Genomic DNA, 25,713 nt, shown 5'->3' with positions numbered 1-25,713 from the left:
CTCCGGCCGCCGACAGCTTCGTTGGGCGGAACCCGGGGTGCGCTACGCCCCGACCGCGGGTCAGATGGATGATGTGCGAAGCGACAAGATCCCCCACCGCGGCCGCCCCTCACGCCTGTGTGTCACGGGCGTCCTGACCGGCCTCCTCCTCACCTTGGCGGCTTCCCCCGCCGTATCCGACCCGGACGGGCGGACAGCCCGGCGCGGCAGTGCGTACATGGGCATCGGCGTCCTCGCCCACGACGGAAGAGCCTCCGAAGCCGGCACCCGGGCGGCCGGCACCGAGGGGGTGGACGTCGCCAGCCACCAGGGCAACGTTCCCTGGTCCTCTCTGTGGGCGAACGACGTGAAATGGGCCTACACCAAGGCGACGGAGGGGACGTACTACAAGAACCCCTACTTCACCCAGCAGTACGACGGCCCGTACCAGGTCGGCATGGTGCGCGGCGCCTACCACTTCGCGACCCCGGACACCGCCGGCGGCGCCACCCAGGCCGACTACTTCGTCGACCACGGCGGCGGCTGGTCCGCCGACGGCAAGACCCTGCCCGGGGTGCTCGACATCGAATGGAACCCCTACGGCTCCTCCTGCTACGGCAAGTCGAAGAGCGCCATGGTGAAATGGATCCGCGACTTCCTGAACCGCTACAAGGCCCGCACGGGCCGCGCCGCCGCCATCTACACGGCCACCAGCTGGTGGACCCAGTGCACCGGCAACTACGGCGGCTTCGGCGCCAACCCGCTGTGGATCGCCCGGTACGCCTCCACCACCGGGACACTGCCGGCGGGCTGGTCGTCGTACACGATGTGGCAGTACACCTCGTCCGGCCCGACGGTCGGCGACCACGACAAGTTCAACGGATCCGTAGACACGCTGCGCTCGTTCGCCACCGGCTGAGCGGTGTACGCGCCGAACGGCGACCGCCGGGGCGAAGCGGAGCGGACGCGGCAGGAGGCCGAACGCCTCCGTCTCAGAAGGCCGGGGCCGGCAGCAGTCTGGGCTCGATGCGCTCCTCCACCGTCCGCTCGCCGTCCCGGGTCACCAAGTAGGCTTTCTTGCCGGGGAGTTCGGTGACGGCCTCGACCAGTTCGGTGCCCCGGTAGACCAGGCCGACCCCGTCGTCGGTGCAGTGAGCCGTCCGGAACGTGCCGTCCGCGACGAGATGGTGGATCAGCGGGCGCCTGCCCGTGTCCGAGTCGTAGTGCACCCCGTTGCCGTACGGCAGCAGGCCCAGGCAGTCGGTCACCGGGCGCAGCCGCGGACCGAACGAGTCCGTGGCACCGCCCTGGAACCAGCACAGGGAACCGGCGCTCACCCCGGCGAGCACCACGCCCGCCTGCCAGGCGCGGCGCAGGATGTCGTCCAGACCGTGCACCCGCCACACGGCGAGCAGGTTGGCCACCGAACCGCCCATCACCCAGACCACGTCATGGTCGAGGACCGTGCCCTCGACGTCCTCCACGTTGGGCATCGGGAAGAGCTGCAGCGGCATGAGATCGAAGCCCGCCACCCGGGCCGCCTCCGCCATCCGTGCGGCCGGCACCTCCGCGTCCCCGACCGCCGTACCGACGTACAGGATCCGGGGCCGCCTGCCGTGCACGCCCGAGAGGTCGACCGCGTGGTGGACCAGGGCGTCGAAGAGCAACCGGGTGCGAGCGCCGAGCCGGTGTCCGCCGGAGGTGGCGAGGATGGTCGGTTCCGGGGCCGTCATGCGCGTGATCGTATCGTGGTGGGAAGGGGGAGGGGGGTGTTGCAGGCGGGGCGGGTCCGGGTGCGGTGACTGCGGCCGAAGGTGTGAACGGCTGGTGGGGGCGGGGCGATTGGAACGGGCGACGAGGTGTTCTCCTCGGCATCCGCCCGGCGTCCACGTGACCGCCACGACCGCGAGCGTGAGGATCGTCCGCACGGTCTCCCCAGAGGCTTCGCGAGCCCAGCTCCGAGAAGGCGTGACGGCCCTCGGACTCGAACACCCCGGGAACGGCACCCTCCCTTCCCTGGGGCTGTCACCGACGAATTAGGCTCTGAGCGTGCCGCACGTGGAAATCGTTCAGCTGCTGGTCTCGCCGGTGCACCGGTTCGAGGGGCGGCCCGGTGACGGGCTGCCCGATCTGCCGCCCGCCGACCTGGTGACGTCGGCGGAGGTCCGCGCGGGCCTGGGCATCGTCGGAGACCGGTACTTCAACCGCCCGGCCCACCGCAACGCCTCGGTCACCCTCATGGCCGCCGAACGGCTGCCGCAGCCGGTCACGGGAGAGGCGGACCTGCTCCGCACGCGGCGCAACGTCCTGCTGCGAGGTGTGGACATCGACGCGTACATCGACTCGACCGTGTTCCTCGACTGCGGCACGGGACCCGTGGAGTTCGAGGTGCGCAGCGCGGCCAGACCCTGCGCCTGGATGGACACCACCCTCGGGCCCGGCGCGCAGCGGGCGCTGCGTGGCGGAGGCGGAGTGCGCTGCCGCCCACTGACCGACGGCATCCTCACGGTGGGCCCCGCGGTGTTCGGGGTGCGGAAAGCTGCGGATGCCTAGGCAGATGGCGCTGTATGCGCCCTTGGGTGCCGGGACCGGCTTGGTCCGGCGGATGGCGTTCCGGGTAGTTTGAGCTCGGCGGAACAGCAGTCGACCCCCAGCAGAGTGCGAGGAACAACCGTGACCGACGTGGTGCCCATGTCCCTGCAGCAGGAGATCGCCCGGGATCTCCGGGTGAGCGCGTCGTTCGAGCCGCGCCAGGAGATCGAGCGCCGTGTCGCCTTCCTCGCCCGCCGGCTCACGTCGACGGGTCTGCGCTCGCTGGTGCTGGGGATCAGTGGCGGTGTGGACTCCACGACCGCCGGCCGGCTGTGCCAGCTCGCCGTCGAGCGGCTCCGTGCCGAGGGGCAGGACGCGACGTTCTTCGCGATGCGGCTGCCGTACGGCGTCCAGGCCGACGAGAGCGACGCGCAGCAGGCGCTGGAGTTCATCCGGGCCGACCAGGTGCTGACCGTCGACGTGCGGCCCGCCAGCGACGCCGCCCTGGAGGCGGTGCTGGCCGGCGGCACCGTTTTCCGTGACGCGCACCACCAGGACTTCGTGCACGGCAACATCAAGGCCCGCCAACGGATGGTCGCCCAGTACGCGGTGGCGGGCGCGCACGCCGGCCTGGTCGTGGGCACCGACCACGCGGCCGAGGCGGTCTCCGGCTTCTTCACCAAGTTCGGCGACGGCGCGGCCGACGTCGTTCCGCTCACCGGCCTCACCAAGCGGCGCGTACGCGCCGTCGCGGAGGCCCTCGGCGCGCCCGCCACGCTGGTGCACAAGACGCCGACCGCGGACCTGGAGACCCTGGACCCGGGCAAGCCCGACGAGGACGCGCTCGGTGTCACCTACGAGGACATCGACGACCTGCTGGAGGGCAAGCCCGTCGGCGAGGCCGCGTTCAGGGCCATCGTGGACCGCTACCGCCTCACCGAGCACAAGCGGCAGCTGCCGATCGCTCCCTGAGGCCGTTCGCCGGTCCTGCCGGTCCGTTCCCCGGTCCCGAGAGCCCGTACTTCGGTCCCGGCACGACGGCGGCGCCACCTCCCTGGGACGGGGAGACGGCGCCGCGCTTCTTCACGTGCCCCGGTGCGTCAGATCAGCCACCCGATGAAGTGGACGAGACCGGCGAGGACATCGGTGAGAAGGTTCATGGTCGTGCAACTCCTTGCGGTGTAACCGTGATGGGACCTGTGCGTCCGCTACGGTCTGCAGCCCGTCGCTCGCACAACGTAAGTATCTGTCCGTCCCCCGTGCCTCGGTGGACACATGAGTGACGATCGCCTGTTCGAGGGAGCAACTGATCCTTTGTTCGGATCTTGTCGGGCTTTCGCCGCCAACTCGCCATGATTTCAGGGTGGTTGAGGTCAGGGCGGCGGCTGCTGTTCCGGTGGTGACCGCAGTGCGCTCAGCACCGCCCACACGACCGAGACGAACGGGACGGCCACGATCGCCCCGATCACCCCCGCGATGATGCTGCCCGCGATGACGGACACGGCGACCACCAGCGGGTGCAGTCGCACCGCCCAGCTCATCACCACCGGATGCAGCACATGCCCTTCGAGCTGACCGATCACGACGATCAGGGCCAGCACCACGACGGCCGTGAGCGGCCCGCGCCCTGCCAGGGCGATCACCGTGGCCACCCCGAGCGCGACCGGTGAGCCCACCAGGGGCACGAACGAGGCGAAGAACTCCAGCAGCGTCAGCGGCAGTGCGAGCGGCACCCGCAGCAGGAACAGCGCGATACCGACGAGCACGGCGTTGGACGCGGACACGATGATGATGCCGCGCGTGTAGCCGGAGAAGGTCCGCCAGGCCGCCTGCCCCGCGCGGTCCCACCCCCGGCGGGCGCCGACCGGGAGCAACCGGTCCCGCACCCAGCCCCACAGGCGCTCGCCGGAGTGGATGAAGAAGACGGAGGCGAACAGTGCCAGCGCGCCGCCCGTGACCACTTCCACCACCCGGCCCAGGCCCGAGACCGCGCTGCTGAGCAGGCTGGCCCGGTGCGCCGTGATGTAGTCCGTCACCTGACGCTGCAGATCGGCCAGTCTGCCGGGACTGAGCCGGAACGGCGGGCGCTGCAGCCACTGCTCGATCCGGTGCACCCCGCCGCGGAACTCGCCGGCCAGCCGCGTCGACTCGCCCGCAACCGCGTTGCCCACGAGGGCGAACAGCCCCAGCAGGAGCAGCAGACTTCCGACGAGGGCGACGGCGACACTCAGGGGCCGGGGCATGACACGGTTCAGCAGGTCGGCCAGGGGGCGCAGCACCGAGGTGACGACGAGGGCGAGGAACAGGGAGACCGCGATCAGCTGGAAGCGGCCCAGGATGCCGAACACGCCGTAGACGACGATGCCGACGAGGATGAGCCGCCAGGCGTACGCGGCGCTGATCCTCAGCCACGGCACGACGCGCTCGGTCACCGGGGCCCGCGGGACGGCGCGGGCGACGGTCGAAGGCCGTAGGGCGTACGCGGTCCGGCTTCCGGTCACCGGGCCGCGCACGCCCGGCGCACGACGCCCCCGCCCCGCTCGCCGGCTCGCGCCACTCGTCACGCCGTCCGCCTCCGTTCCGCACCCACTCTGTGACCGTCCGTCATATTGGGAGAACGGTACGGGCAGCCGAAGGAAGGGGGCCGTCCAACGCGCCCGCGCCCCGGCGTTCGGGCGGGGATGCGACCTATGCGGCGGCGACCTGCTCGTACTGGCCGAGGAAGGCCGGTGCTCCCTTGCGTATCTGCCACAGGAACAGGCCCGGCTGCGTCTCCACGACGCCGGTGTCCGCGGCGAAGGCGAAGGTGCGGGTGACGCCCCGGTACGACAGGGCGCGCAGGCGGTGGGTGAGGGTGCCGCGGTCCACCGCGGTCGTGTCCGTGGGGAGGGCGTGGGCCACCAGGCCCAGCGCGTCGTAGGCCTCGGCGGCACCCACGGGGACGGTCGCGACGCCGTAACGCCGTCGGAAGGAGCGCACGAAGCCGGCGGCGGACTTCACCCGGGCCGGGTCGACGAGCGTGCTCGAGAAGACCCAGTCCTGCGCGGCGGCGCCGGCCTCGTCCAGGAAGATCCGGTCGAGGACCGGCTGGGTCGCCGCGCAGGTTCCGGTGAAACCGGCCTTCCGAAGGGCGCGGGCGCACGCGGCCGCGCGCCGGGGTGAGCTCCCGCAGTAGACGACGGCCTGGGGGTCGTGAGCGAGCAGCGCGGTCACGGCGGGGCCGAAGTCATCGGTGGCGGCCGGGACGCTCCGGCTGACGATCCTGCCGCCGGACAGGGGCACCTTGCGCAGGTGCTGGGCGATGAGCCAGCTGAAGCCGGGCGCGGCGCCGTCCTCGATCAGGGCGCGGCGGGCGGCCGGGCGGACGCTGGTGAGGTAGCGGACGAGAGGGGTGTTGATCGTGTCGTCGGAGGGCCGGATCTGGAAGACGGCCGGCACCGTCACCGACACGGTGCTGTAGAGGTTCTCGGCGCCGGCCCACGCCGTCACCAGGGGCAGTGACGCCTTGTTGTAGAGGTCGCGGGCCGCGAGCGCGGTGGCGTCGCCGGTCGGGCCGACGACCGCGCAGACCCGGGTCTCCGCGACGAGCCGCCGGGCGATCTCCTTCGCCCGCCCGGTGTCACCCTGGTCGTCATGGACCTGGAGGACGACGTCGAACGACCGCTCCTCGCGTGCGTTGTGTTCCGCGACGGCGAGGCGCACGCCCTTCTGGATCGCGTCGCCCAGGATCTTTCCCGGGCCGGTCAGGTCCGCGTGGAGGGCGATCGTGCGGGTGGGGCGGGCGGCCGGGGAGGCGGGCCGGCGCCCGGTGGCCAGCCATGCGGCGGCCGCCCCGCCGGCCGCCAGCACGCCGGCCGTCGAGGTGCCCAGGAGCAGGAAGCGGCGCCGGCTCGGCCGCGACGGCTGCTCCGCCGGCGCCGTGGAGGCCCGCTGCGGCTCGGGCACGTCCAGGGCCCGCGCCGAGCGCTCGGCGATGAGGGCGGGAAGTCCCGTCGGCAGCCAGTCGTCCGACCCGAAGTCGCCGAGCAGACCGAGCAGTTCGGGGACCGTGGGCCGGTCGGCCGGGTCCTTCGCGAGACAGCGGCCGATCAGGGCCCGCAGCGCGTCGTCCGGTACGGCGGCCAGATCCGGTTCCTCGTGGATCGTCCGGAAGAGCACCGCCGCCGCCAGGCCCCGGCCGAACGGCGGCCGGCCGGACGCCGCGAAGGCCAGCAGCGCGCCCAGCGAGAACACGTCGCTCGGCGGTCCCGCCTCCTCGTCACGGGCGCGGGCCTGCTCGGGGGAGAGGTAGCCGGGGGTGCCGACGACGGCGTCGGTCGCGGTGAGCGCCGTCGCGCCGGACGCGCGGGCGATCCCGAAGTCGATGAGACGCGGCCCGTCAAGGGCGAGCAGCACATTGCCCGGCTTGATGTCCCGGTGGACGAGCCCGGCCGCGTGGACGGCGGCGAGCGCCTCGGCCAGCCGTGCCCCCAGCGCCCGCACGGTGACCGGGGGCAGCGGACCGTGCGCGGCGACGACCTCGGCCAACGAGGGACCGGGGACGAACGCGGTGGCGATCCACGGTTCGACGGCATCGGGGTCGGCGGCCAGCACCGGCGTCGTCCAGCGGCCGTCGACCCGGGCGGCCGCCCGGGCCTCACGCCGGAACCGGGCCCGGAACCCCGGGTCCGCGCCGTGCTCGGCGCGGATGACCTTGAGCGCGGCCAGGGCGCCGCCCTCGGAGCGGGCGAGGTAGACGAGGCCCATGCCGCCCGCCCCGATCCGGGCCAGCAGCCGGTAGCCGCCCACCGCCTCCGGATCGTCCGCGGTGAGGGGACGCACCGTCAGCTCCCCTTCGGCTGCGGGGCCCGGTCCGGGGCGGGACCCTCGTAGTGCAGGGCGCCGCCGCGGACCTGGTGGACGAAACTGGCCGGGGTGGCGAGCTGCTGATACTCCGGGTCGTAGACGAACTCCCGGCTGATTCCCCGGTACTTGGCGGCCCGCAGCGGGGCGATCAGTGCCTTGCGGGCCGGTGGCCGCTTCCCGCCGGCCGCCGTCAGTTGCCGGATCAGCAGGTTCGCCGCGTCGTAGCCCTCGGCCGCCCAGAGGCCGGGCGCCCGGCCGTAACGGGCGCGGAACGCCTCGGCGAAGGTGCGGACCTGGGCCGCCCCGGGGCCGATCGCCGACCCCACGACCGTCCAGCCCGCGGCGGCGGGCTCGGCCGCGAACCGGGCGTCCAGGGCCGGTTCCGCCGCGTACTTGGGGCCTTCGAAGCCGTCCAGCGCCCGTGCCGTGCGGATCGCGCCGTCGAGCGGCCCGGCGTACACGAAGGCCTTGATGCCCCCAGACCGCATGTCGTCGATGACGGGGCCCAGTTCGGTCGTGCCGGCCGGGACGACCCGTGGGTGGGTGGCACGGTCGTACTTGCCGACGATCAGGTTGACCATCTGTACGGTCATCCAGGACACGTCGCCCCCGCTGCGGTCCAGGAGCAGGCCGACCGGGCCGACGTGACTCGTCGCCGCCCAGTGGAAGGCCAGCTTCATCGCGACCGTGCCGTGCAGCGGGCGGCCACGGACGAAGGAGCGCAGGTTCTGGTACAGGTTCTGCCCGGCCGACATGCTCAGGACGGGCAGCAGCGCCGCGTCGTAGACCGGCAGCGCGGCCTGCGTGGTGACGTCGGTGCTGGACCCGATCACGGCCAGGACGTCCGGGTCGTCGGCCAGCCGCTGTGCCGCCGCCGTCGCACGGTCCGCGCTGCCGCCGTCGTCGGCGGTCCTCAGCCGCAGCGCGAACGACCGGTCGACGCGCGCGTTGAACTCCTCCACGGCGAGCCGCGCACCCTCCTCCTGGGCCTGCCCGGCCGCCTTCCCCGGGCCGCTGAAGTCCGCCTGGACACCGATCGCCCAGCCCGGCGCGGCCTTCTTCCCGTCACCGCCGCGCGTGCCACGCAGCGCGGCCCAGACAGCCGCACCGCCGCCGACGGCCAGCACGGCGGCTCCCGCGGACGCGGCGGCCAGGAAACCCCGGCGGGAAGTCGCGGCAGCAGCCGGTGCTTGTGCGACGGTGGCCTCGATCTCGGGCAGGGCGAGCATCTCGGCCGACCGCTCGGCGATGGTTCGTACGACGTCGGCCGGCAGCCAGTCCGCGGTGCCCGACGGCACGTCCTCCACGAGCGCCTCGTCCAGCTCCGCCGGACCGGGACGGTCGGCGGGGTCCTTGGCGAGACAGCGCCGCAGCACGGCCGCCAGCTCGGCCTCCACTCCATCGAGGTCGGGAGCGTCGTGCACGGTGCGGTAGAGCAGGGCGTCGGTCGCGCCCGTGCCGAAGGGCGGCCGCCCGGTCGCCGCGTACGCGAGCACGCAGCCCAGCGAGAACACGTCGCTCGCCGGGCCCAGTTCGGCGCCGCGCGCCGCGGCCTGCTCGGGGGAGAGGAAGCCGGGTGTGCCGACCACCAGGTCCGTGGAGGTGAGCGCGGTGTCGTCGAAGGAGCGGGCGATGCCGAAGTCGATCAGCCGCGGTCCGTCGGCGGCCAGCAGGATGTTGCCCGGCTTGACGTCCCGGTGCACGAGCCCCGCCGCGTGGACCGCCGCCAGCGCCCGGGCCAGCATCTTGCCGAGGACGCGCACCGCGCGCGGGGGCAGCGGCCCGTGCTGTCCTACGGCCTCGGCCAGCGAGGGACCGGGTTCGAAGGCGGTGGCCAGCCACGGCTGTTCGGCCTCCGGGTCCGCACCGGTCACCTTGACCACCCACGGGCTGTCCACCCGCCGGGCCGCCTGTGCCTCCCGGCGGAACCGGGCGCGGAACTCCTCGTCGTGCGCGTACTCGGCCTGGATCACCTTGACGGCGGCGAGCGCCCCGGACTCCGTACGCGCGAGATAGACGACGCCCATCCCGCCCGCGCCGAGCCGGGCCAGCAGACGGTGACCGCCGACGAAGGACGGGTCGGAGGGACGCAGGGAACGGTCGGTCACTTCGTGGCTCCCAGCTCGGTGCGCACCTTGGTCTCCATGGCGGCGACGGCCCGCGCCTGTACGGTCAGCAGCTCGTTCTGCGAGACACCTTTGCCACCCTCGACGGCCACGGCGAGGGTGACCGGGCCGAGCCGAACCTGATCCCACAGGTAGGTGGTCGGGCCCTTGCCGAGGGCGGGGTCGAGGTAGTTGCCCACTTCGAGCAGGACGTCGTCGGCCGACGTGTTGCCATTGGTGCCGTACCCGGAGCCGACCGAGTTGAGCCCGCTGATCCGCTCGGTCGCCCGCAGCTGCTGGTCGGGACAGCGCAGCGCCTCCTCCAGCGTCTCGGCGATCTCCCAGTCCGCCTGACCGGTGGTGCGGTGCACGGTGACGGTGGCCGAGGTGCGCACCTCGCCCCTGCCGCCGCCGGCCGGGAGCCTGCTGTAGCGGGTGAAGCTGGCCAGCACGTCGGCGGGCAGCCGTTCCTGGCGCCAGACGCAGTCGTCGCCGAGCACCGGCCAGGAGGCGGGATCGCTCTCGTACCGGGCGCGCCTCTCGTACCCGGGTCCGTAGCTGTCCGGGCCGGCGGCCACGGCACGCACCAGGGTCAGGGCCGCGGACCGGGTCCGGGGCAGGCGTGCCGGGTCGGCCGTGAACCGCGGGTTGGGCGCGGCCGCGCCCGATCCGCTCGCCTTCGCGGACCGCGTGGGGGAGGCGCTCGTCTCCTTGTGCGCCCCGGAGCCGTCACCGGTGCCCGAACACCCCGCGAGTAAGGCCCCGCAGACGGCGAGCGCGGCACACGCCCGCCCGCCGAGCCTTCGTGTCTCTGCGTACTCCACGCTTCTCCGTTCCTTCTCGCCCACGCCGCCGCACCCGAGTGGGGACGCGCGCAGGGACGTCGTTCGACTCGTCCGGTCGCCGAGGGGACGGGCCCGTCACAGGTGCGACGGCACGGTGGCGCGCGACCGGAGAGCCCGTGGCCGCCGACCGGCGACCACCGGCACCGCGCGGCGCGTTCCGCAGCCTACGGCACCGGACAACCTCGCAGATCACGAAGGCGCGTTCGTCCGTGGGGCATGCAACTTCCTCCATATACCGTCGAGTTCGCGAGAGGGTGGCGCAACGGCCGCCCCGGAGGCGTGCCTCCACCCCGCGTTACGCCGGACGGGGCCCCTCCTCGCACCCCGCCGCCCGGACGGACATGGCGGGCACGGACCGGGATCTCCCCCCTGCGGATCACCGCCGAGGAAGCGGGTGGTTCCGTTCGTCGGAGCGTGCCCGGTCACCCGGCGACCCCGCGTGCCCCGCCCCGTTCGCTCCGACTCCGATCGGTGTCGGCCGCGCTCGTGCGCCTTCGGCTCATCGTCGGGCGCCGGGGGTGGACAGCGGATGGTCGCCGGGTGTTCACCGTCCGTGACGCGTGCGACCCGCCCGGCACGTTCTCGCCGTGCGGGCTGCCGTACGGCGTCCTCAACCGTCCGGAGCTCCGCCTCAGCCCGCCGTCTCGACCTCGTTCCTCTCGACGGCGCGGCCCACGGGCAGCAGCTCCCGGATGTCCGCGGGCAGCGCCCGGGCCATCCGTTCCATCAGCTCCGGAGCGAGCGCGGCGTCGAGCACCTCCAGGACGGCGGCGGCGTCGCGCAGGGCCGTGCTCTCGTCCGTGCCGGCGCGGTCGGCGATCCGTCCGGCGAAGACCGTCAGCCCGAACCGTTCGCAGGCCGTTCCCGAGTCGGTGCCGGGGGACGCGTCCATCGCCTCGCGCATGGCGGCCGCCATGTCCGGCGGCAACTGGGCCGCCACATGCCGGGCGAGCCCGGTCGGCAGCCGCTCCGCCAGCGTGCTCACCACCGCGTGCGCCACCCGGCCGGCCGCGCGCCGGTCGGGCAGCTGGGCGAGCTCCTGCACTTTTCCGATCATCTCGTCGTGGTGCATGAGGCCGGTCCCTTCCTCACGGTGCGGTGGACCCGCACTCCCGACGACTGGGCAAGGTGCGAGTACCCGCATCCGGGATCGTGCTTCGCCCCCGCCCTGCCCTCTCCTGTGACGGGCGGCCGGCTCCGGTGCGGGTCCGGCGGGACCCCACGGGAGGACGTACGTGCGTGAGGCCCCCTCCGGCGTTCCACCGAGGGCAGGACGAGCAGCCAACTGCTGTCGTCCCTGCGGCCGGTGGCGAGGGCCGGCCGGTGCCCACGGCCCGGCGTCGGGACGGCCGAGGGCGGGCGCGAAGGGCGGCCCGTCCACGGCCGGGTCGTCCACGGCCGGGTCGTCCACGGCCGGGTCGTCAACGGCCAGGTGGTCCACGGCCGGCTCGCCCACGGCCGGCTCGCCCACGGCCGGCTCGCCCACGGCCGGCTCGCCCACGGCCGGGTCGTCACCGTGCCGGGTGTTACAGCGGATCACCGAGGGGGCCGAACTGCTCCTCCAGGTTCCGGGCCCAGTGGGCGGCGAAGTCCGGCTGAGTGCCGTCGGCGTCGGTGAACCCGTACTCCTTGTACAGGCCCCAGGTGGCCAGTGCCCGTCCGGTCCTGGCCATGATCCGCGGGTCCGCGGCCAGCGCGGCCACCGCACGTCCCAGGTAGGCGGGGCTCTCGGAGTGGGTGAAGTTCGGGTCCTGGGCCGCGGCCTCGCGCCAGTTGTCCTCGGTGACTCCGAAGTGCTCCAGCACGGCCTCCGAGCGCAGGAAACCGGGCGTGACGGCCACGGCCGCGACGCCGTGCGGCTCGAGCTCGGCGGCCTGGGCGACGGCGAGACGGATGACCGCCGACTTCGCCAGGTCGTAGAAGAAGCTGCCGCGGTAGCGGGCGGTGTTGCCATCGGTGACCTCGACGACCAGGCCGCTCTGGCGGGCCACCATCAGCGGGAGCGCGTACCGGCTGGTGATCACATGGGTCTCCACCGCCTGCCGCAGCAGCCGGAGACCTGTCTCGAGATCCTGCTCCCACAGGGGATGTTCCCAGTCGGTCAGCGGGTCGCCGCCCCAGACGGAGTTGACCAGGACGTCGAGCCGTCCGTCCTGTTCGGCGGCGATCCTCTCGACCAGGGCCCGGACCTCGTCGGGGCTGCTGTGGTCGGTACGGGCGGGGATGCCGAGGCCGCCGGCGGCGGTGACCCGGCCGGCGGTCTCCTCGATCGTCTCGGGGCGGTCCAGGTCGGAGCGGCCGCCCGTGCTGCTGCGGCCGGTGACGTAGACCGTGGCGCCCGCGGCGCCCAGCTCGACCGCGATGCCCCGTCCTCCGCCCCGGGTCCCCCCGGCGACGAGGGCCACCTTTCCGGCCAGCGGGCGTGAGTCGGTCGTCATGATTCCTCCGGTGCGTGGGGGTGCGTGGCGGTGCGCGGGCGGGATGTGGGGGGCGAGTACGGCGTCGAGCTCGCGCCGCAGCCGCTGTTCGAGGGTGCCGTCGCGGTCGAGGGCCCAGTTCAGGCCCGCGCCGGCGATGATCGCCTGCACGGTGCGGGCCAGCGCCGTGACGTCTGTGCCGGTGCGCAGCTCGCCCGCGTCGGCGGCCTGTGCCAGCAGCTCCCCGATCGCCCGCGCGTGGGCGCGGTGCACGGTCAGGGCGCGCTCGTGGAGCTCCTCGTCGGTGAGGTCGAGACACAGGAAGGCCAGGTGATGGGCGAACTGCTCCGGGGTGGCCATCGCGACTGTGTTTTCCGTCACCAGCGCCGCCAGAGCTCCGAGTGCGGAGCCCTGTGCCCGACGCACCCGCGCGATCGTCTCGCCGGCGTCCTTGGCGGACTGGTCGGCGAGGGCCAGCAGCAGACCGCGCTTGGACCCGAACCGCTGCACCAGGGTGCCGGGTACGAGCCCGACCTCCCGCGCCACGGCGGCCAGTGTGAGTCCCGTGGGCCCCACCCGCCCCATGACCCGGGTCGCCGCGCGCAGGATCACCGCGTCGTCCACCCCTCGGGGACGTCCCACGGTCGCCACCTCCCATTAATAAATGCTCGTTCATTTATTAAAGCGCGGAAGGTGTGCAGTCGGCAAATTCGGCCGACGGAGAAGCCCGGACGATGCCGCTGCACGGCTCGCGCGCAACCTCTGAGATGTGCAGATCAGGTGTGTGATCCCAGGCCCGGGGCATAATCCGCATGGCGCACGGCCACGGCTGTGACGGAAGAAACGCCGCGGTGGTTCTTCACGGCATCCCATTGAGGGACGAATATGTCGTGTCATGGACATTTTGCTCGTCGCCAGCGCGTTCAACAGCCTCACCCAACGCCTGTACGCCGAACTGTCGGACCAGAGCCACCTCGTGGACGTCGTATTGGCCACGCACGGCACCGGCCCCGTTCGCGCCGCCGTACACGAGCGGCGCCCGGACCTGATCGTCGCACCGATGCTGAAGACGGCACTGCCCGAGGAGGTCTGGCGGGAGCACACCTGCCTGATCGTCCACCCGGGACCCCCCGGTGACAGGGGCCCCTCGTCGCTGGACTGGGCGATCGCCGGCGAGGCGACGCGCTGGGGCGTGACGGTCCTCCAGGCGGAGGCCGCGATGGACGCGGGGGACATCTGGGCCGCGGAGACGTTTCCCGTACCGCCCGTCGGCAAGAGCGACCTGTACCGCAACGAAGCCTCCGACGCCGCGGTGACCGCCGTGCTCGACGCCGTACACCGCTACGCCGACGGCGCCTACAAGCCCCGTCCGCAGACGGCCGACGGGCTGCGCGTCGTGTGGCGCGACTTCTTCCGGCAGGACGCGCGCCGCATCGACTGGGAGCACGACGACACCGAGACCGTGCTGCGCAAGCTGCGCGGCGCCGACTCGCAGCCCGGCATCCTGGACGAACTCCTCGGCCGGGAGGTGTTCCTGCACGGCGGGCACCCGGAGGACCGGCTCCACGGCCGCCCCGGCGACCTGCTGGCCACCCGGGCTGGCGGCGTCTGCCGCGCCACCCGCGACGGCGCCGTGTGGATCCCGGAAATGCGCCCGCGCAAGAACTCCGGCGACCCGGCACCCTTCCGGCGCCCCGCCATCGACGTGCTCGCCTCCATCTCCCCCGAGCACGCGGCGGAGCTCCCCGACGACCCCGCCCCGCTCGAACTGCCCACGGAACGGCGCACCTGGCGCGACATCGGCTACCGGGAGCACGGCACCACCGGCTACCTCACGTTCTCCTTCCCCGGCGGCGCGATGAGCACCGACCAGTGCCGCAGGCTGCTCGACGCCTACAGGTACGCCGTTTCCCGCCCCACCACCGTGCTGGTCCTCGGCGGTGCCCGCGACTTCTTCTCCAACGGCATCCACCTGAACGTCATCGAGGCCGCCGCCGACCCCGCCGAGGAGTCCTGGCAGAACCTCAACGCCATCGACGACCTCGTCGAGGCGATCCTGCGCACCACCGACCGGCTGGTGGTCGCCGCCGTCGCCGGCAACGCCGCCGCCGGAGGTGTCATGCTCGCCCTCGCCGCCGACGAGGTGTGGTGCCGAACGGGAGCCGTCCTCAATCCGCACTACCGGCGCATGGGCCTTTTCGGCTCGGAGTTCTGGACCTACAGCCTGCCCCGCCGGGTGGGAGCGGACATGGCACAGCGGCTCACGTCCGAGGCACTGCCGATGGGCGCCGCGCAGGCCGCACGCATCGGACTGGTCGACCGGCTCGTGCCCACCGGGACACAGGAGTTCGCGGGCACCGTGGAGCGGATGGCCGACGCGCTCGCCGCCGCCCCGGACCTGGCCGACCGGATCGCCGCCAAGGCGGCCGCGCGCCGCTCGGACGAGGAGGCACGGCCGCTCGCGGAGTACCGGCGCGACGAACTCGCCCGCATGCACGCCCTGTTCCACGACCCCGCCGCCCCGTATCACGCCCTGCGCTCCGCCTTCGTCCGTAAGGTCCCGTCGCCCTCCGTCCGCCCGCTGGAGACAGACACCGGAGAGGCCCGATGAACGGCACCCCGGGCGGGTCGGCCCATGGCGGGCTGCTCGTGGCCGGTGTCGGCAACATCTTCCTCGGGGACGACGCCTTCGGCCCCGAGGTGATCCGCGCCCTCGAACGGCGCCCCCTGCCGGGCGAGGTCCGGGTGCGGGACTTCGGCATCCGCGGCATGGACCTCGCCTACGCGCTGCTCGACGGCTGCGCCACCGCCGTCCTGGTCGACGCCGCCCCCCGCGGACACCGCCCCGGCACCCTGTCCCTGCTCGAGGCGGAACCGCCCGACGGCACGGTCGTGCCCGAGGCACACGGCATGGACCCGCAGAAGGTGCTGGCCCTCGCCACGCACCTCGGCGACGAGCCCGTGCCGCGCGTCCTCGTCCTCGCCTGCGAGCCGGAGGTGCTGCCGCGCGGCGACGAGGACATCGCCCCGGGCCTCAGCGACACGGTGCGGGAGGCCGTCGAGCGCGCCGTCGACGCGCTGCACACGCTGATCCCCTCGCTGCTCGCCGATCCCGCGGCGCCGGCGCCCCCGTTGGGCCGCCCGATGGAATCCGGGCCCCCGCACGCGGCTGCGCTGCCCTGACCCGAGGTCGGCGGAGCCGAAGATCGGTGAGACCTCGGGCCGTGCCCGGCACGGCCCGAGGCCCCCGCTTTTGCCCGTGCGACCCGAGGAGCTGCGCCTATGTGCCGGTCCGACGTCAGGCAGGCCGTCCTGGCCAAGAACGACGACCTGGCCGCGAGCCTGCGTGACGACCTCGGACGGCAGGGCGTCGCCGTGGTCAACCTGCTGTCCAGCCCGGGCAGCGGCAAGACGGAGCTCCTCGGGCGCGTCCTCGCCCGGGCGGTGGCGCGGGGCGTCCCGGTGGCCGCGCTCACCGCCGACCTCGCGACCGAGAACGACGCCGTCCGCCTCGCGCGCTCCGGCGCCCCGGTCCAGCAACTGCTCACCGACGGACTGTGTCACCTGGAGGCCCGGCAGGTGCGCGCCCGCCTGGCGGGCTGGCTGCCCGCCGACACCCGGGTGCTGTTCGTGGAGAACGTCGGCAACCTCGTCTGCCCGGCCTCCTACGACCTCGGCGAGACCCTGCGGATCGTGCTGATGGCGGTCACCGAGGGCGAGGACAAGCCGCTCAAGTACCCCACCGCGTTCGGCTCCGCCCATCTCGTCGTCATCACCAAGACCGACCTGGCCGAGGCGGCCGGCTTCGACGAGAGTGCCTTCCGGGAGAACGTCCGGCGGGTCAACCCGGGCGTGGAGATCGTACGGTCCTGCGCCCGCACCGACGACGGCGTCGACACTCTCCTCGCACGGACCCTGGCCGCCCGCGACGGAGCCCCACGGCACCGGCCCCCCCTCGCCCCGCACCCGCACGGACACGCGCACGACGACGAAGACGGCCATCTGCCCGCGGACGACGCTCGGCACGGTGGCGATCACCTGCACGGTGGCGATCACCTGCACGGCGGTGATCACCTGGACGACGGCGGTCACTCCCACGATCCTGCGTCCGCCCCCGTGTCGTGACGGCACCCGTCACGGGCCTGGTGCGCCGCCGCCTCACCGTGCGCGGCACGGTGCAGGGCGTCGGCTTCCGGCCCCATGTGCACCGGCTGGCCGCCGGCCTCGGTCTGGCCGGATTCGTGAGCAACACCGCGAGCGGCGTGCTCATCGAGGTCGAGGGCCCGGCGGACGGCGTCGGCCGGTTCTGCGCCCTGCTGGCCGAGCGGCCGCCTCCGCTCGCCACCGTGACCGGCATCGACTGCGAGGACCTGCCCGCGACCGGAGCGACCGCGGCCACCGAACCGTTCACCATCCGCGCCACCGGGCAGTCCACCGGTCGCACACAGCTGCCACCCGACACCGCCACCTGCGCCGACTGCCTGCGCGAACTGGCCGCCCCGGCCGACCGCCGGCACCGGCACCCTTTCATCACCTGCACCCACTGCGGCCCCCGCTTCACCATCGCGACGGCGATGCCGTACGACCGCGTGGCGACCACGATGGCCGGCTTCCCGATGTGCCCGGCCTGCGCCCGCGAGTACGGCGACCCCGCCGACCGGCGCTTCCACGCCCAGCCCGTCGCCTGCCCCGACTGCGGTCCGAGGCTGCGACTGATCCCCGCCGACGGCACCGGCGTGCGCCCGGCCCGCGACGCGCAGGCCCTGACAGCGGTCCGGGCACTGCTCGGCGAGGGCCGGATCGTCGCCGTGAAGGGCGTCGGGGGCTACCACCTGGCGTGCGACGCCACCGACGCCCGCGCCGTCGCCACTCTGCGCGAGCGCAAGGAACGGGGCGGCAAGGCGTTCGCGGTGATGTGCGCCGACCTCGCCACGGCGGAGCGCATCGCCGTGCTCTCCGACGCCGAACGCGCCGCGCTCACGGGCCCCCGGCGCCCGATCGTCCTGCTGCGCGCGCACCGGTCGGCGGACGGTCCCCGACTGGCCGAGCAGGTCTGTTCCGGCAGCCCGCATGTGGGCGTGCTGCTGCCCTACACCCCCGTGCACACCCTCCTGTTCGGGCTGCCCGGTGATGCCCCGGGCCCCCGCGTCCTGGTCATGACCAGCGGCAACCGCTCCGGCGAGCCCATCGTCACCGACGACGCCGAGGCACTGACCCGGCTCGCCGGCCTGGCCGACGCCTGGCTCGCCCACGACCGGCCCATCGCCTCCCCGTGCGACGACTCCCTGCTCCGGGTGCGCCCCGACGGCACCGAGCAGGTCCTGCGCCGCTCCCGTGGCTACGTCCCGCGCCCCCTGTCCCTCCCGGTCCCGGTCCGCCCCGCGCTCGCGGTCGGCGGCGACCTGAAGAACACCCTCTGCCTGGGCGAGGGCGATCAGGCCTGGTTCGGGCCGCACATCGGCGACATGGGCGACCTCGCCACCCACGAGGCCGCCGAGCGAGCCGAGCGGCACCTCACCCGCCTCACCGGGATCACCCCCGCACTGCTGGCCGCGGACCGGCACCCCGGCTACCACTCGACGGGCCGGGCCCGCCGTCGCGCCACCCAACTCGGTCTCCCGGCACCGACGTTGGTCCAGCACCACCATGCCCACATCGCCGCCGCGATGGCCGAACACGGCCTCGACGGCACCACACCCGTGATCGGTGTCGCCTTCGACGGCACCGGATACGGCGACGACGCCGCCGTGTGGGGCGGCGAGATCCTGCTCGCCGACTACGCGGGCCACCGGCGCTTCGCCCACCTGACACCGGCACCGCTGCCCGGCGGCGACACGGGCGTGGCCAACCCGTGCCGGCTCGCACTGGCCCGGCTGTGGGCCGCCGGACTGCCGTGGGAGCCCGACCTGCCGAGCGTCCTGGCCTGCGCGGACACCGAACTCTCCGTCCTGCGAAACCAGTTGACCCGCCAGGTGGCCTGCGTCCCGACGACCAGCATGGGCCGTCTCTTCGACGCCGTGTCGTCGCTCGTGGGCGTGTGCCACCGGGCGCGGTACGAGGCGCAGGCCGCGCTGGAACTGGAGGCGGCCGCGACGCAGGCATGGGGCACGGGCGACGAGGCCTACGCCTTCGGGTTCGACCGGCCGGCCGGGACGGGCGGGTGGGGCATCGACACCGCCCCCATGCTCCGGGCCCTCCTGGCCGACCGGCGCCGCCGCACCCCCGCCCCGCTTCTCGCCGCCCGCTTCCACCGAGGTGTCGCACGGGCGGTCGCCGGGATCTGCCGGCGCGCCCGCGCGGCCACCGGCCTGGCCACCGTGGCCCTCACCGGCGGGGTCTTCGCCAACGCCCTGCTGGAGGAGGAGAGCGCCGCACTGCTCGCGGCGGACGGCTTCACGGTGCTGCGCCACCGCGAAGTGCCCCCGAACGACGGCGGTCTGGCGCTCGGACAGCTCATGGTCGCGGCCCATGAACCCCGGTCGGGACGCGCCAGGTAGCCCGCGGAACAGCACACAACGACGAGAGGCGCACCACGTCGAGCAGCACACAACGTCGAGCAGCACTCAGCGACGAGAAGCACACAACGTCGAGCAGCACACAGCGACGATCAGTACACAACGACGAGACGGAGTGACCCATGTGTCTGGCAGTGCCCGGCAAGGTCGTGGCCATCGACGACGGCGCCGACCCGCTCACCGGGCTGATCGACTTCGGCGGGGTACAGAAACAGGCGTGTCTGGAGTACCTGCCGGACGTGCGGGTGGGGGAGTACGTCATCGTCCACGTCGGATTCGCATTGCAGCGCCTGGACGAGGAATCCGCCCGCGCGTCCCTGGAGCTCTTCGAGCAACTCGGGCTGCTGGAAGAGGAGTTCGGCGACGCCTGGGAGCAGGCGGCCCGGCAGCGCAGCGGGAGTGAGGTCCAGTGAAGTACATCGACGAGTTCAACGACCCGGACCTGGCGCACCGGCTGCTGGACGAGATCCGGGCCACCGTCACCCGGCCCTGGGCGCTGATGGAGGTCTGCGGCGGCCAGACCCACTCCATCATCCGGCACGGCATCGACCAACTCCTGCCCGAAAAGGTGGAGTTGATCCACGGGCCCGGCTGCCCGGTGTGCGTCACCCCGCTCGACGTCATCGACAAGGCCCTGGAGATCGCCGCCCGGCCGGGCGTGATCTTCTGCTCCTTCGGCGACATGCTCCGGGTGCCCGGTTCCGACCGTGACCTGTTCCGGGTCAAGGGCGAGGGCGGTGACGTCCGCGTGGTCTACTCGCCGCTCGACGCCCTCGACCTCGCGCGCAAGAACCCCGACCGCCAGGTGGTGTTCTTCGCGATCGGCTTCGAGACGACCGCCCCCGCCAACGCCATGGCCGTGCACCAGGCCCGCCGTCTCGGCCTGGACAACTTCAGCCTGCTCGTCTCCCACGTCCGGGTCCCCCCGGCGATCGAGGCCATCATGACGGCCCCCACCTGCCGGGTGCAGGGCTTCCTCGCCGCCGGGCACGTGTGCAGCGTGATGGGCACCGCCGAGTACCCGGAACTGGCAGAGAGGCACCGGGTACCGGTCGTGGTGACCGGTTTCGAACCGCTGGACATCCTCGAGGGCATCCGGCGCGCCGTCCACCAGCTGGAGCGAGGCGAGCACCGGGTGGAGAACGCCTACGCACGGGCCGTGCGCGACCAGGGCAATCCGGCGGCCCTGCGCATGATCGAGGAGGTGTTCGAGGTCACCGATCGCAACTGGCGCGGCATCGGCCCGATCCCGGCCAGCGGCTGGCGCCTGTCCGAGGCCTTCCGCGCCTACGACGCCGAGCACCGCTTCGACGTCACCGGCATCCGTACCGAGGAACCCGCCGAGTGCCGGGCGGGCGAGGTCCTCCAGGGCCTGATCAAACCCACCGAGTGCGCCGCGTTCGGCACGACCTGCACCCCGCGCACCCCGCTCGGCGCCACGATGGTCTCCAACGAGGGTGCCTGTGCGGCCTACTACCTCTATCGCCGCATGACCGAGAGCCCGGCACCGCGAGGCTCCCGCATCCCGCGTGAGGAGATGAACCCCGTTGGCTGACCTCGCCACCGAAGCGACCGCCGACACCGCGGCCGCCGCCGTCGACCCCGCGAACTGGACCTGCCCCGCCCCGCTGCGCGACCAGCCGGTGGTGGTGATGGGGCACGGCGGAGGGGGCGCCCTGTCCGCAGAGCTGATCGAGCAGGTCTTCGCCCCCGCTTACGGCAACCCCACCCTGTCCGCGCTCACCGACTCGGCCGTCCTCGACCTCGGCGGCGCCCGCGTCGCCTTCTCCACCGACTCCTACGTCGTACGGCCGCTGTTCTTCCCCGGCGGCAGCCTCGGCGACCTCGCCGTCAACGGCACCGTCAACGACCTGGCGATGAGCGGCGCCCGCCCCGCCTGGCTGTCCGCCGCGTTCGTCCTGGAGGAGGGCGTGGAACTCGCCGTCGTCGAGCGCGTCGCCCGCGCCATGGGCGCCGCGGCCGAGGCGGCGGGCGTCACCATCGCCACGGGCGACACCAAGGTCGTCGAGTCCGGGCACGGCGACGGCGTCTACGTCACCACGGCCGGCGTCGGTCTCGTCCCGGACGGGGTCGACATCCGTCCCCAGCGCGCCCGGCCCGGCGACGCCGTCATCGTCAGCGGCCCGATCGGCCTGCACGGTGTGGCGATCATGAGCGTTCGGGAGGGCCTGGAGTTCGGCGTGGAGATCGCCTCGGACACCGCGCCCCTCGCGGACCTGGTGGCGACCATGCTCGAGGTCACCAAGGACGTCCACGTGCTGCGGGACCCCACGCGCGGCGGCCTGGGCGCGTCCCTGAACGAGATCGCCCGCGCCTCCGGCACCGGCGTACGGCTGCGCGAGCGCGCCCTGCCCGTCCCGGACGAGGTCGCGAACGCGTGCGGCTTCCTCGGCCTGGACCCGCTGTACGTCGCCAACGAGGGCAGGCTCGTCGCCTTCGTGCCCCGCGAGGAGGCCGACGCCGTGCTGGCGGCGATGCGCGCCCACCCGCGGGGCAGCGGGGCGGCACTCGTCGGTGAGTGCGTGGCGGAGCATCCCGGCATGGTCACCATCGCCACCGGGCTCGGTGGCACCCGGGTGCTGGACCTGCCGCTGGGGGAGCAGCTGCCGCGCATCTGCTGACCCCGGTGCCGTCGCATCCGACGGCGCCCCGGACAGACAGGGACCGGCCCCGCCCTGAGGGCGGGGCCGGTGCTCGTCCCGGCGGGCCGGCCGTCGTCAGGGCGCCGGCTCGACTCCCGTGATCTCCAACTCCCGTCCGCTGCGCAGGTCCTGCGAGGGCAGGTCGCAGCGCGGGCACCAGAAGAACGGCGGCATGCCGACCGCGAACTCCTCGGCGCACTCGGCGCACCACGCCTGGGCGGGCACCTGCTCGACCACGAGCCGGGCCGCCGTGAGGGCGGTGCCGTCGCGGGCCACGTCGAAGGCGAACTGCAACGCGTCCGGCACCACACCCGCCAGCTCGCCGACCCGTACCGTCACCGACACGACGTCGCCGGCGCCGTCCGCGCGGGCGATCTCCTCGGCCTGTTCCACGATCGCGGTCGCGATCGACAGTTCGTGCACAGCGGGCTCACGGGTACCGGTTGCCGGCGCGCAGGCCACCGGTCATCCGATAGATCCGCAGCTCGCGCACCATGCCGGGGATCTCCTTGACCAGCAGGGCCAGCATCAGACCGCCCACCAGGACGGCCTGCGCGAGCAGGACCTGGCGGCCCGTCATCGCCGATCTCGCCGTGCGTTCCTCTCGACAGTGCTTCATCGTGTTCTCTCCCTGCTCCGTCATCCCGGTGAGATGTTCGGCATGTCCTTCACCAGGGCGTCATGCCGTTTCCAGTGGATGCCCGTGGACCTGCGGGCGTCGGAGGTGCCGTTGTCGTGGTGTCCGGACTGTTTGTCGTACGGACCCTGATTGCCCTCGTGCAGCCCGCGCACGTGGCTGGGGGTGTCGGGCCTCGCCTGGGGGCGGCCCACTCGGATCTTGCCCATGTCCGTTCTCCTTCCAGGTCCTCACGTCCGCTCGGTGAGCTCCGCGAAGAACCGCTCCACGGCCGGCCAGACCCGGCCGCCGCCGGACAGGCCGCGCCACTCACGGCGGACGAGGGCGACCATCCGGAAGCAGTCGTCGACCGGCACGATCCAGTGCTCGTCCATGCCGCGAACCGTGTTCACCAGCAGGGCCTCCACCTCGGGCGTCATCGAGGCGAGCGGCGGGCACGTCGCGGCCAGCCGCTGCCAGGCCGCCGCGTCGACCTCCCAGCGCATGGCACCGGCCGGGCTGGGCCCCTGCGCGGTGACCGTGCCGTCGGAGCGCGGCACGAAGAACACCAGCCCCACCGGCACGCCCAGCACCCCCGTGTCCACCGGCGGCAGCCGGCGCCGGCGCCGGGTCACGAGCCGGTAGTGGCCCGCCGCGTCGTCCGCGAAGAGCACCGAGCAGGGACCGCACACGCAGCGCACCTGCTCGGCCGTGGTGTCGTAGAGGTGACGGTGCTCGTCGGCGACCGGGGCGGCGCACAGCTCGCAGGTCTCGGCCTCGGCCGTGGCCGCGCGGTCGGCGGCCGAGCGGATGACGCGGGCCAGTGCTCCGTCCACGCTCACCCCGCCTCTCGCGCCTGCGCCGCGGTCCGGCGGGTCAGCGTCGCCAGCGGGACGAACGCGGGAGCGGCCTGTCGCTCGGCGCGGATCTCCTCGACCGCCTCCAGCTCCGGGGCGACGGCCAGGACCGCCGCACGGACGGCCTCGATGGCGTCGGCCGACCCGCCGCCGCATCCCGAGCCGCACGCGGAGCCGGTGTTCACCCGCACCCGGGCCACCCGTCCCTCGACACCGGCCCACTCCAGGTCGCCACCGCGTTCGCGGACCGCCGGACGCAGCTTCTCGACCGCCCGGGCGGCACGGCGCTCGACCGGCTCGGGATGGATCGCGTGCAGCACGAGCAGATGTCCCACAAGCTCATCATCGACCAGCCGCGCGCCCATCGCCTCGTCGGCGCCGTCCAGCACCCGGGCGAGCGCCTCGCCGTACACCTCGGTGAGCAGCCCCACCGTCTCCAGCGCCTCGCGGACGACGGGTCCGGACGCGGACTCCAGACCGGCCAGCAACTCGTCCAGCCGGGCCAGCCGCGCCTCCACCGCCGCATCCGGCAGCCGTCCGGCGTCAGCCATGGGTGGCCCCGTAGGTCGGCGAGTGCACGGTCGACAGGGTCTTGCCCTTGCCGACGTACATGTGCACGCCGCAGGGCAGACAGGGGTCGAAGCTGCGGACGGTGCGCATGATGTCGACGCCCTTGAAGTCGTCGGGCCCGTTCTCCTCGAAGATGGGCTGCCCCTGGACGGCGTCCTCGTAGGGGCCCGGGGTGCCGTGGATGTCCCGGGGGCTGGCGTTCCACGGGGTGGGCGGGTACGGGTGGTAGTTGGCGATCTTCTTGTCCTTGATCACCAGGTGGTGGGAGAGCACACCGCGCACGGCCTCGTGGAAGCCGCAGCCGATCGCCTCGTCCGGCACCTCGAAGTCCTCGAACACCTTGGTCTCGCCGGCCCGCAGTAGACCCATGGCCTCCTCCAGGAACTGGAGGGCCATCGCGGCGGCGTACGCGACGAAGTAGGGCCTGGCGCGGTCCCGCTCGATGGTGTTGCTCCACTTCGGGATGCGCCACTCCAGCGTGGTCTCCGGCAGGCTCTCGCCCTTGGGCAGGGTGATCCTGACGCCGCCGTCGACGGCCTTGACGTACTGGGTGTCGACCAGGCCGCTCAGCGCGGTCGACCACAGCCGGGCGAGCGGGCCGCCGCCCGTGTCCAGCGCGAGGTGCTCCCCCGTCTGGGCGTGGTGCCAGCGCGGGCTCATCACCCAGCTGTAGTTGCCGTCGAAATCGCGTTTCTGCGGCACCGGGACCGTCGTCTGGTTCCACGGGTGACGCATGTCGACCGGGTTGCCGAGCGGGTCGTGGGTGACGAAGGGCTGCTCGTTGACCCAGTCCTCGTAGTAGGAGCTGCCTAGCATGATGCGCAGCCCGAGGTTGATGTCGATGAGGTTGTTGGTGACGAGCTTGCCGTCCACGATGACGCCCGGGGTGACGTACATCGCCTTGCCCCACTCGTTCATCGAGGCGTACCGGTAGTCGACGACGTCCGGGTTCTGCCACGCGCCCCAGCAGCCCAGCATGATGCGCCGCCTGCCGACCTCCTCGTAGCCCGGCAGGGCCTCGTAGAAGAAGTCGAAGACGTCGTCGTTCATCGCCACCGACTTCTTGATGAAGTCGATGACGTGCATGAGCCGGCTGAGGTAGTCGGTGAAGGTGCTGGGCTGCGGCACCGTGCCGACGCCACCCGGGTACAGCGTCGACGGGTGGACGTGCCGCCCCTCCATCAGGCAGAACATCTCCCGGGTGGTCCGGCTGACCTTCAGCGCCTCCTTGTAGACCTCGCCCTCGAAGGGGTTGAAGGCCTTCATGATGTCGGCGATGGTCTTGAAGCCGTGGATGTCGCCGCGGGGCGCGGCGGTGCGCTCGGCCCGGGTGAGGAGGCCGGGGTTGGTGGCCTTGACCATCGCCTCGCAGAAGTCCACGAACACCAGGTTGTCCTGGAAGAGCGTGTGGTCGAACATGTACTCGGCCGCCTCGCCGAGGTTGGTGATGTGCTCGGCCATCCGGGGCGGCTTGACCCCGTAGGCCATCTGCTGCGCGTAGTTGGAGCACGTGGTGTGGTTGTCGCCGCAGATGCCACAGATCCGTGAGGTGATGAAGCCCGCGTCGCGCGGGTCCTTGCCCTTCATGAACACCGAGTAGCCGCGGAACAGCGACGAGGTGCTGTGACACTCGACGACTTCCCGGTTGGCGAAGTCGATCTTCGTGTAGATGCCCAGGTTGCCGATGATCCGGGTGATCGGATCCCACGACATGTCCACGACCTGCGCGGGTTTGCGTTCTGTGTTCCGGGACTCGGTGGTCGTCATCT

At 73.0% G+C, this 25,713-nt stretch carries 23 protein-coding genes and 1 pseudogene; 10 read left to right on the top strand and 14 right to left on the bottom strand.

The annotated features are described in order from the left end of the window. Nucleotides 1–64 precede the first annotated feature (64 nt). Nucleotides 65–898, top strand: coding sequence for a lysozyme (locus ACWD5D_RS20285; protein ID WP_451374096.1), 834 nt, complete (start codon nt 65–67; stop codon nt 896–898). 73 nt (nt 899–971) lie between these two features. Here ACWD5D_RS20285 and ACWD5D_RS20280 read toward each other — a convergent pair whose 3' ends face one another. Then, nucleotides 972–1,712: a Type 1 glutamine amidotransferase-like domain-containing protein gene (locus ACWD5D_RS20280; protein WP_451374095.1), complete on the bottom strand. Its 741-nt coding sequence runs from the start codon at nt 1,710–1,712 to the stop codon at nt 972–974. 316 nt (nt 1,713–2,028) lie between these two features. On the opposite strand from ACWD5D_RS20280, the gene ACWD5D_RS20275 reads away from it, so the two are divergent. Beyond that, a complete protein-coding gene (locus ACWD5D_RS20275) occupies nt 2,029–2,532 on the top strand; it encodes a molybdenum cofactor biosysynthesis protein (protein WP_451374094.1) in 504 nt (167 codons plus the stop codon). 138 nt (nt 2,533–2,670) lie between these two features. Next, entirely contained in the window at nt 2,671–3,483 is an 813-nt protein-coding gene (gene nadE / locus ACWD5D_RS20270) for an ammonia-dependent NAD(+) synthetase (RefSeq protein ID WP_451374172.1), read from the top strand. Between the two features lie 401 nt (nt 3,484–3,884). Here nadE and ACWD5D_RS20265 read toward each other — a convergent pair whose 3' ends face one another. The 7 genes and pseudogenes from ACWD5D_RS20265 to ACWD5D_RS20235 form a co-directional block, all read right to left on the bottom strand. Next, nucleotides 3,885–5,012: an AI-2E family transporter gene (locus ACWD5D_RS20265; RefSeq protein WP_451374093.1), complete on the bottom strand. Its 1,128-nt coding sequence runs from the start codon at nt 5,010–5,012 to the stop codon at nt 3,885–3,887. A gap of 187 nt (nt 5,013–5,199) precedes the next feature. Next, a complete protein-coding gene (locus ACWD5D_RS20260) occupies nt 5,200–7,332 on the bottom strand; it encodes a bifunctional serine/threonine-protein kinase/ABC transporter substrate-binding protein (protein ID WP_451374092.1) in 2,133 nt (710 codons plus the stop codon). A 2-nt stretch (nt 7,333–7,334) separates the two neighbouring features. Next, entirely contained in the window at nt 7,335–9,464 is a 2,130-nt protein-coding gene (locus ACWD5D_RS20255; protein WP_451374091.1) for a protein kinase domain-containing protein, read from the bottom strand. Then, nucleotides 9,461–10,285 carry a hypothetical protein gene (locus tag ACWD5D_RS20250; RefSeq protein ID WP_451374090.1) on the bottom strand — a complete coding sequence of 275 codons (825 nt, stop codon included), beginning with the start codon at nt 10,283–10,285 and terminating at the stop codon, nt 9,461–9,463. The genes ACWD5D_RS20255 and ACWD5D_RS20250 overlap by 4 nt, the downstream gene beginning before the upstream one ends. Before the next feature lie 652 nt (nt 10,286–10,937). Next, nucleotides 10,938–11,378, bottom strand: coding sequence for a DUF2267 domain-containing protein (locus tag ACWD5D_RS20245; RefSeq protein ID WP_451374089.1), 441 nt, complete (start codon nt 11,376–11,378; stop codon nt 10,938–10,940). Nucleotides 11,379–11,832: 454 nt separating this feature from the next. Continuing rightward, complete coding sequence (locus tag ACWD5D_RS20240) at nt 11,833–12,744, bottom strand: SDR family oxidoreductase (protein WP_451374171.1); 912 nt, start codon at nt 12,742–12,744, stop codon at nt 11,833–11,835. 81 nt (nt 12,745–12,825) lie between these two features. Continuing rightward, nucleotides 12,826–13,335, bottom strand: a pseudogene (locus tag ACWD5D_RS20235) (TetR/AcrR family transcriptional regulator); the annotation flags it as partial. Between the two features lie 283 nt (nt 13,336–13,618). Between ACWD5D_RS20235 and ACWD5D_RS20230 the strand changes: the two are divergent. The 7 genes from ACWD5D_RS20230 (at nt 13,619) to hypE (ending at nt 21,880) form a co-directional block, all read left to right on the top strand. Further along, a complete protein-coding gene (locus ACWD5D_RS20230; protein WP_451374088.1) occupies nt 13,619–15,334 on the top strand; it encodes a hydrogenase maturation protein in 1,716 nt (571 codons plus the stop codon). Further along, nucleotides 15,331–15,906 carry a hydrogenase maturation protease gene (locus ACWD5D_RS20225; RefSeq protein ID WP_451374087.1) on the top strand — a complete coding sequence of 192 codons (576 nt, stop codon included), beginning with the start codon at nt 15,331–15,333 and terminating at the stop codon, nt 15,904–15,906. Before ACWD5D_RS20230 ends, ACWD5D_RS20225 begins: the two co-directional genes overlap by 4 nt. A gap of 99 nt (nt 15,907–16,005) precedes the next feature. After that, nucleotides 16,006–16,848 (top strand): hydrogenase nickel incorporation protein HypB, encoded by an 843-nt coding sequence (gene hypB / locus ACWD5D_RS20220; RefSeq protein WP_451374086.1) that lies wholly within the window; start codon nt 16,006–16,008, stop codon nt 16,846–16,848. Further along, nucleotides 16,845–19,220 (top strand): carbamoyltransferase HypF, encoded by a 2,376-nt coding sequence (gene hypF / locus ACWD5D_RS20215; protein ID WP_451374085.1) that lies wholly within the window; start codon nt 16,845–16,847, stop codon nt 19,218–19,220. The genes hypB and hypF overlap by 4 nt, the downstream gene beginning before the upstream one ends. Nucleotides 19,221–19,360: 140 nt before the next feature. After that, nucleotides 19,361–19,651 (top strand): HypC/HybG/HupF family hydrogenase formation chaperone, encoded by a 291-nt coding sequence (locus ACWD5D_RS20210; RefSeq protein WP_451374084.1) that lies wholly within the window; start codon nt 19,361–19,363, stop codon nt 19,649–19,651. Then, nucleotides 19,648–20,793: a hydrogenase formation protein HypD gene (gene hypD / locus ACWD5D_RS20205; protein WP_451374083.1), complete on the top strand. Its 1,146-nt coding sequence runs from the start codon at nt 19,648–19,650 to the stop codon at nt 20,791–20,793. The genes ACWD5D_RS20210 and hypD overlap by 4 nt, the downstream gene beginning before the upstream one ends. Beyond that, nucleotides 20,786–21,880: a hydrogenase expression/formation protein HypE gene (hypE, locus tag ACWD5D_RS20200; RefSeq protein WP_451374082.1), complete on the top strand. Its 1,095-nt coding sequence runs from the start codon at nt 20,786–20,788 to the stop codon at nt 21,878–21,880. The genes hypD and hypE overlap by 8 nt, the downstream gene beginning before the upstream one ends. A gap of 96 nt (nt 21,881–21,976) precedes the next feature. Here the strand turns inward: hypE and hypA are convergent, their stop codons facing one another. Genes hypA through ACWD5D_RS20170 form a run of 6 tightly spaced genes read right to left on the bottom strand, consistent with a single transcriptional unit; the run spans nt 21,977 to nt 25,711 of the window. Next, nucleotides 21,977–22,324, bottom strand: a complete 348-nt coding sequence (hypA, locus tag ACWD5D_RS20195) for a hydrogenase maturation nickel metallochaperone HypA (protein ID WP_451374081.1) — start codon at nt 22,322–22,324, stop codon at nt 21,977–21,979. Between the two features lie 7 nt (nt 22,325–22,331). Next, on the bottom strand, nt 22,332–22,520 hold the full coding sequence (locus ACWD5D_RS20190; RefSeq protein WP_451374080.1) for a hypothetical protein: 189 nt from the start codon (nt 22,518–22,520) through the stop codon (nt 22,332–22,334). Between the two features lie 20 nt (nt 22,521–22,540). Next, on the bottom strand, nt 22,541–22,747 hold the full coding sequence (locus tag ACWD5D_RS20185) for a hypothetical protein (protein ID WP_451374079.1): 207 nt from the start codon (nt 22,745–22,747) through the stop codon (nt 22,541–22,543). A 21-nt stretch (nt 22,748–22,768) separates the two neighbouring features. After that, nucleotides 22,769–23,359 carry a DUF5947 family protein gene (locus ACWD5D_RS20180; RefSeq protein WP_451374078.1) on the bottom strand — a complete coding sequence of 197 codons (591 nt, stop codon included), beginning with the start codon at nt 23,357–23,359 and terminating at the stop codon, nt 22,769–22,771. Further along, nucleotides 23,356–23,925: a NifU family protein gene (locus tag ACWD5D_RS20175; protein WP_451374077.1), complete on the bottom strand. Its 570-nt coding sequence runs from the start codon at nt 23,923–23,925 to the stop codon at nt 23,356–23,358. The genes ACWD5D_RS20180 and ACWD5D_RS20175 overlap by 4 nt, the downstream gene beginning before the upstream one ends. Further along, nucleotides 23,918–25,711 carry a nickel-dependent hydrogenase large subunit gene (locus tag ACWD5D_RS20170; RefSeq protein ID WP_451374076.1) on the bottom strand — a complete coding sequence of 598 codons (1,794 nt, stop codon included), beginning with the start codon at nt 25,709–25,711 and terminating at the stop codon, nt 23,918–23,920. The genes ACWD5D_RS20175 and ACWD5D_RS20170 overlap by 8 nt, the downstream gene beginning before the upstream one ends. Nucleotides 25,712–25,713: the final 2 nt, after the last annotated feature.

It is taken from the genome of Streptomyces sp. NPDC002520, from assembly GCF_053595235.1.
The sequence above is the reverse complement of the archived record's forward strand: the minus strand, read 5'-3'. Positions and strand labels throughout refer to the sequence as shown.

Bases quoted from the DNA above. Each gene is read 5' to 3' on its own strand.
- ACWD5D_RS20185 (WP_451374079.1), bottom strand. From the start codon at position 22,747: ATGGGCAAGATCCGAGTGGGCCGCCCCCAGGCGAGGCCCGACACCCCC.
- ACWD5D_RS20210 (WP_451374084.1), top strand. From the start codon at position 19,361: ATGTGTCTGGCAGTGCCCGGCAAGGTCGTGGCCATCGACGACGGCGCC.
- ACWD5D_RS20170 (WP_451374076.1), bottom strand. From the start codon at position 25,711: ATGACGACCACCGAGTCCCGGAACACAGAACGCAAACCCGCGCAGGTC.
- nadE (WP_451374172.1), top strand. From the start codon at position 2,671: ATGTCCCTGCAGCAGGAGATCGCCCGGGATCTCCGGGTGAGCGCGTCG.
- ACWD5D_RS20190 (WP_451374080.1), bottom strand. From the start codon at position 22,520: ATGAAGCACTGTCGAGAGGAACGCACGGCGAGATCGGCGATGACGGGC.
- hypB (WP_451374086.1), top strand. From the start codon at position 16,006: ATGTGCCGGTCCGACGTCAGGCAGGCCGTCCTGGCCAAGAACGACGAC.
- ACWD5D_RS20240 (WP_451374171.1), bottom strand. From the start codon at position 12,744: ATGACGACCGACTCACGCCCGCTGGCCGGAAAGGTGGCCCTCGTCGCC.
- ACWD5D_RS20285 (WP_451374096.1), top strand. From the start codon at position 65: ATGGATGATGTGCGAAGCGACAAGATCCCCCACCGCGGCCGCCCCTCA.
- ACWD5D_RS20175 (WP_451374077.1), bottom strand. From the start codon at position 23,925: ATGGCTGACGCCGGACGGCTGCCGGATGCGGCGGTGGAGGCGCGGCTG.
- ACWD5D_RS20245 (WP_451374089.1), bottom strand. From the start codon at position 11,378: ATGCACCACGACGAGATGATCGGAAAAGTGCAGGAGCTCGCCCAGCTG.
- ACWD5D_RS20230 (WP_451374088.1), top strand. From the start codon at position 13,619: ATGGACATTTTGCTCGTCGCCAGCGCGTTCAACAGCCTCACCCAACGC.
- ACWD5D_RS20225 (WP_451374087.1), top strand. From the start codon at position 15,331: ATGAACGGCACCCCGGGCGGGTCGGCCCATGGCGGGCTGCTCGTGGCC.
- ACWD5D_RS20280 (WP_451374095.1), bottom strand. From the start codon at position 1,712: ATGACGGCCCCGGAACCGACCATCCTCGCCACCTCCGGCGGACACCGG.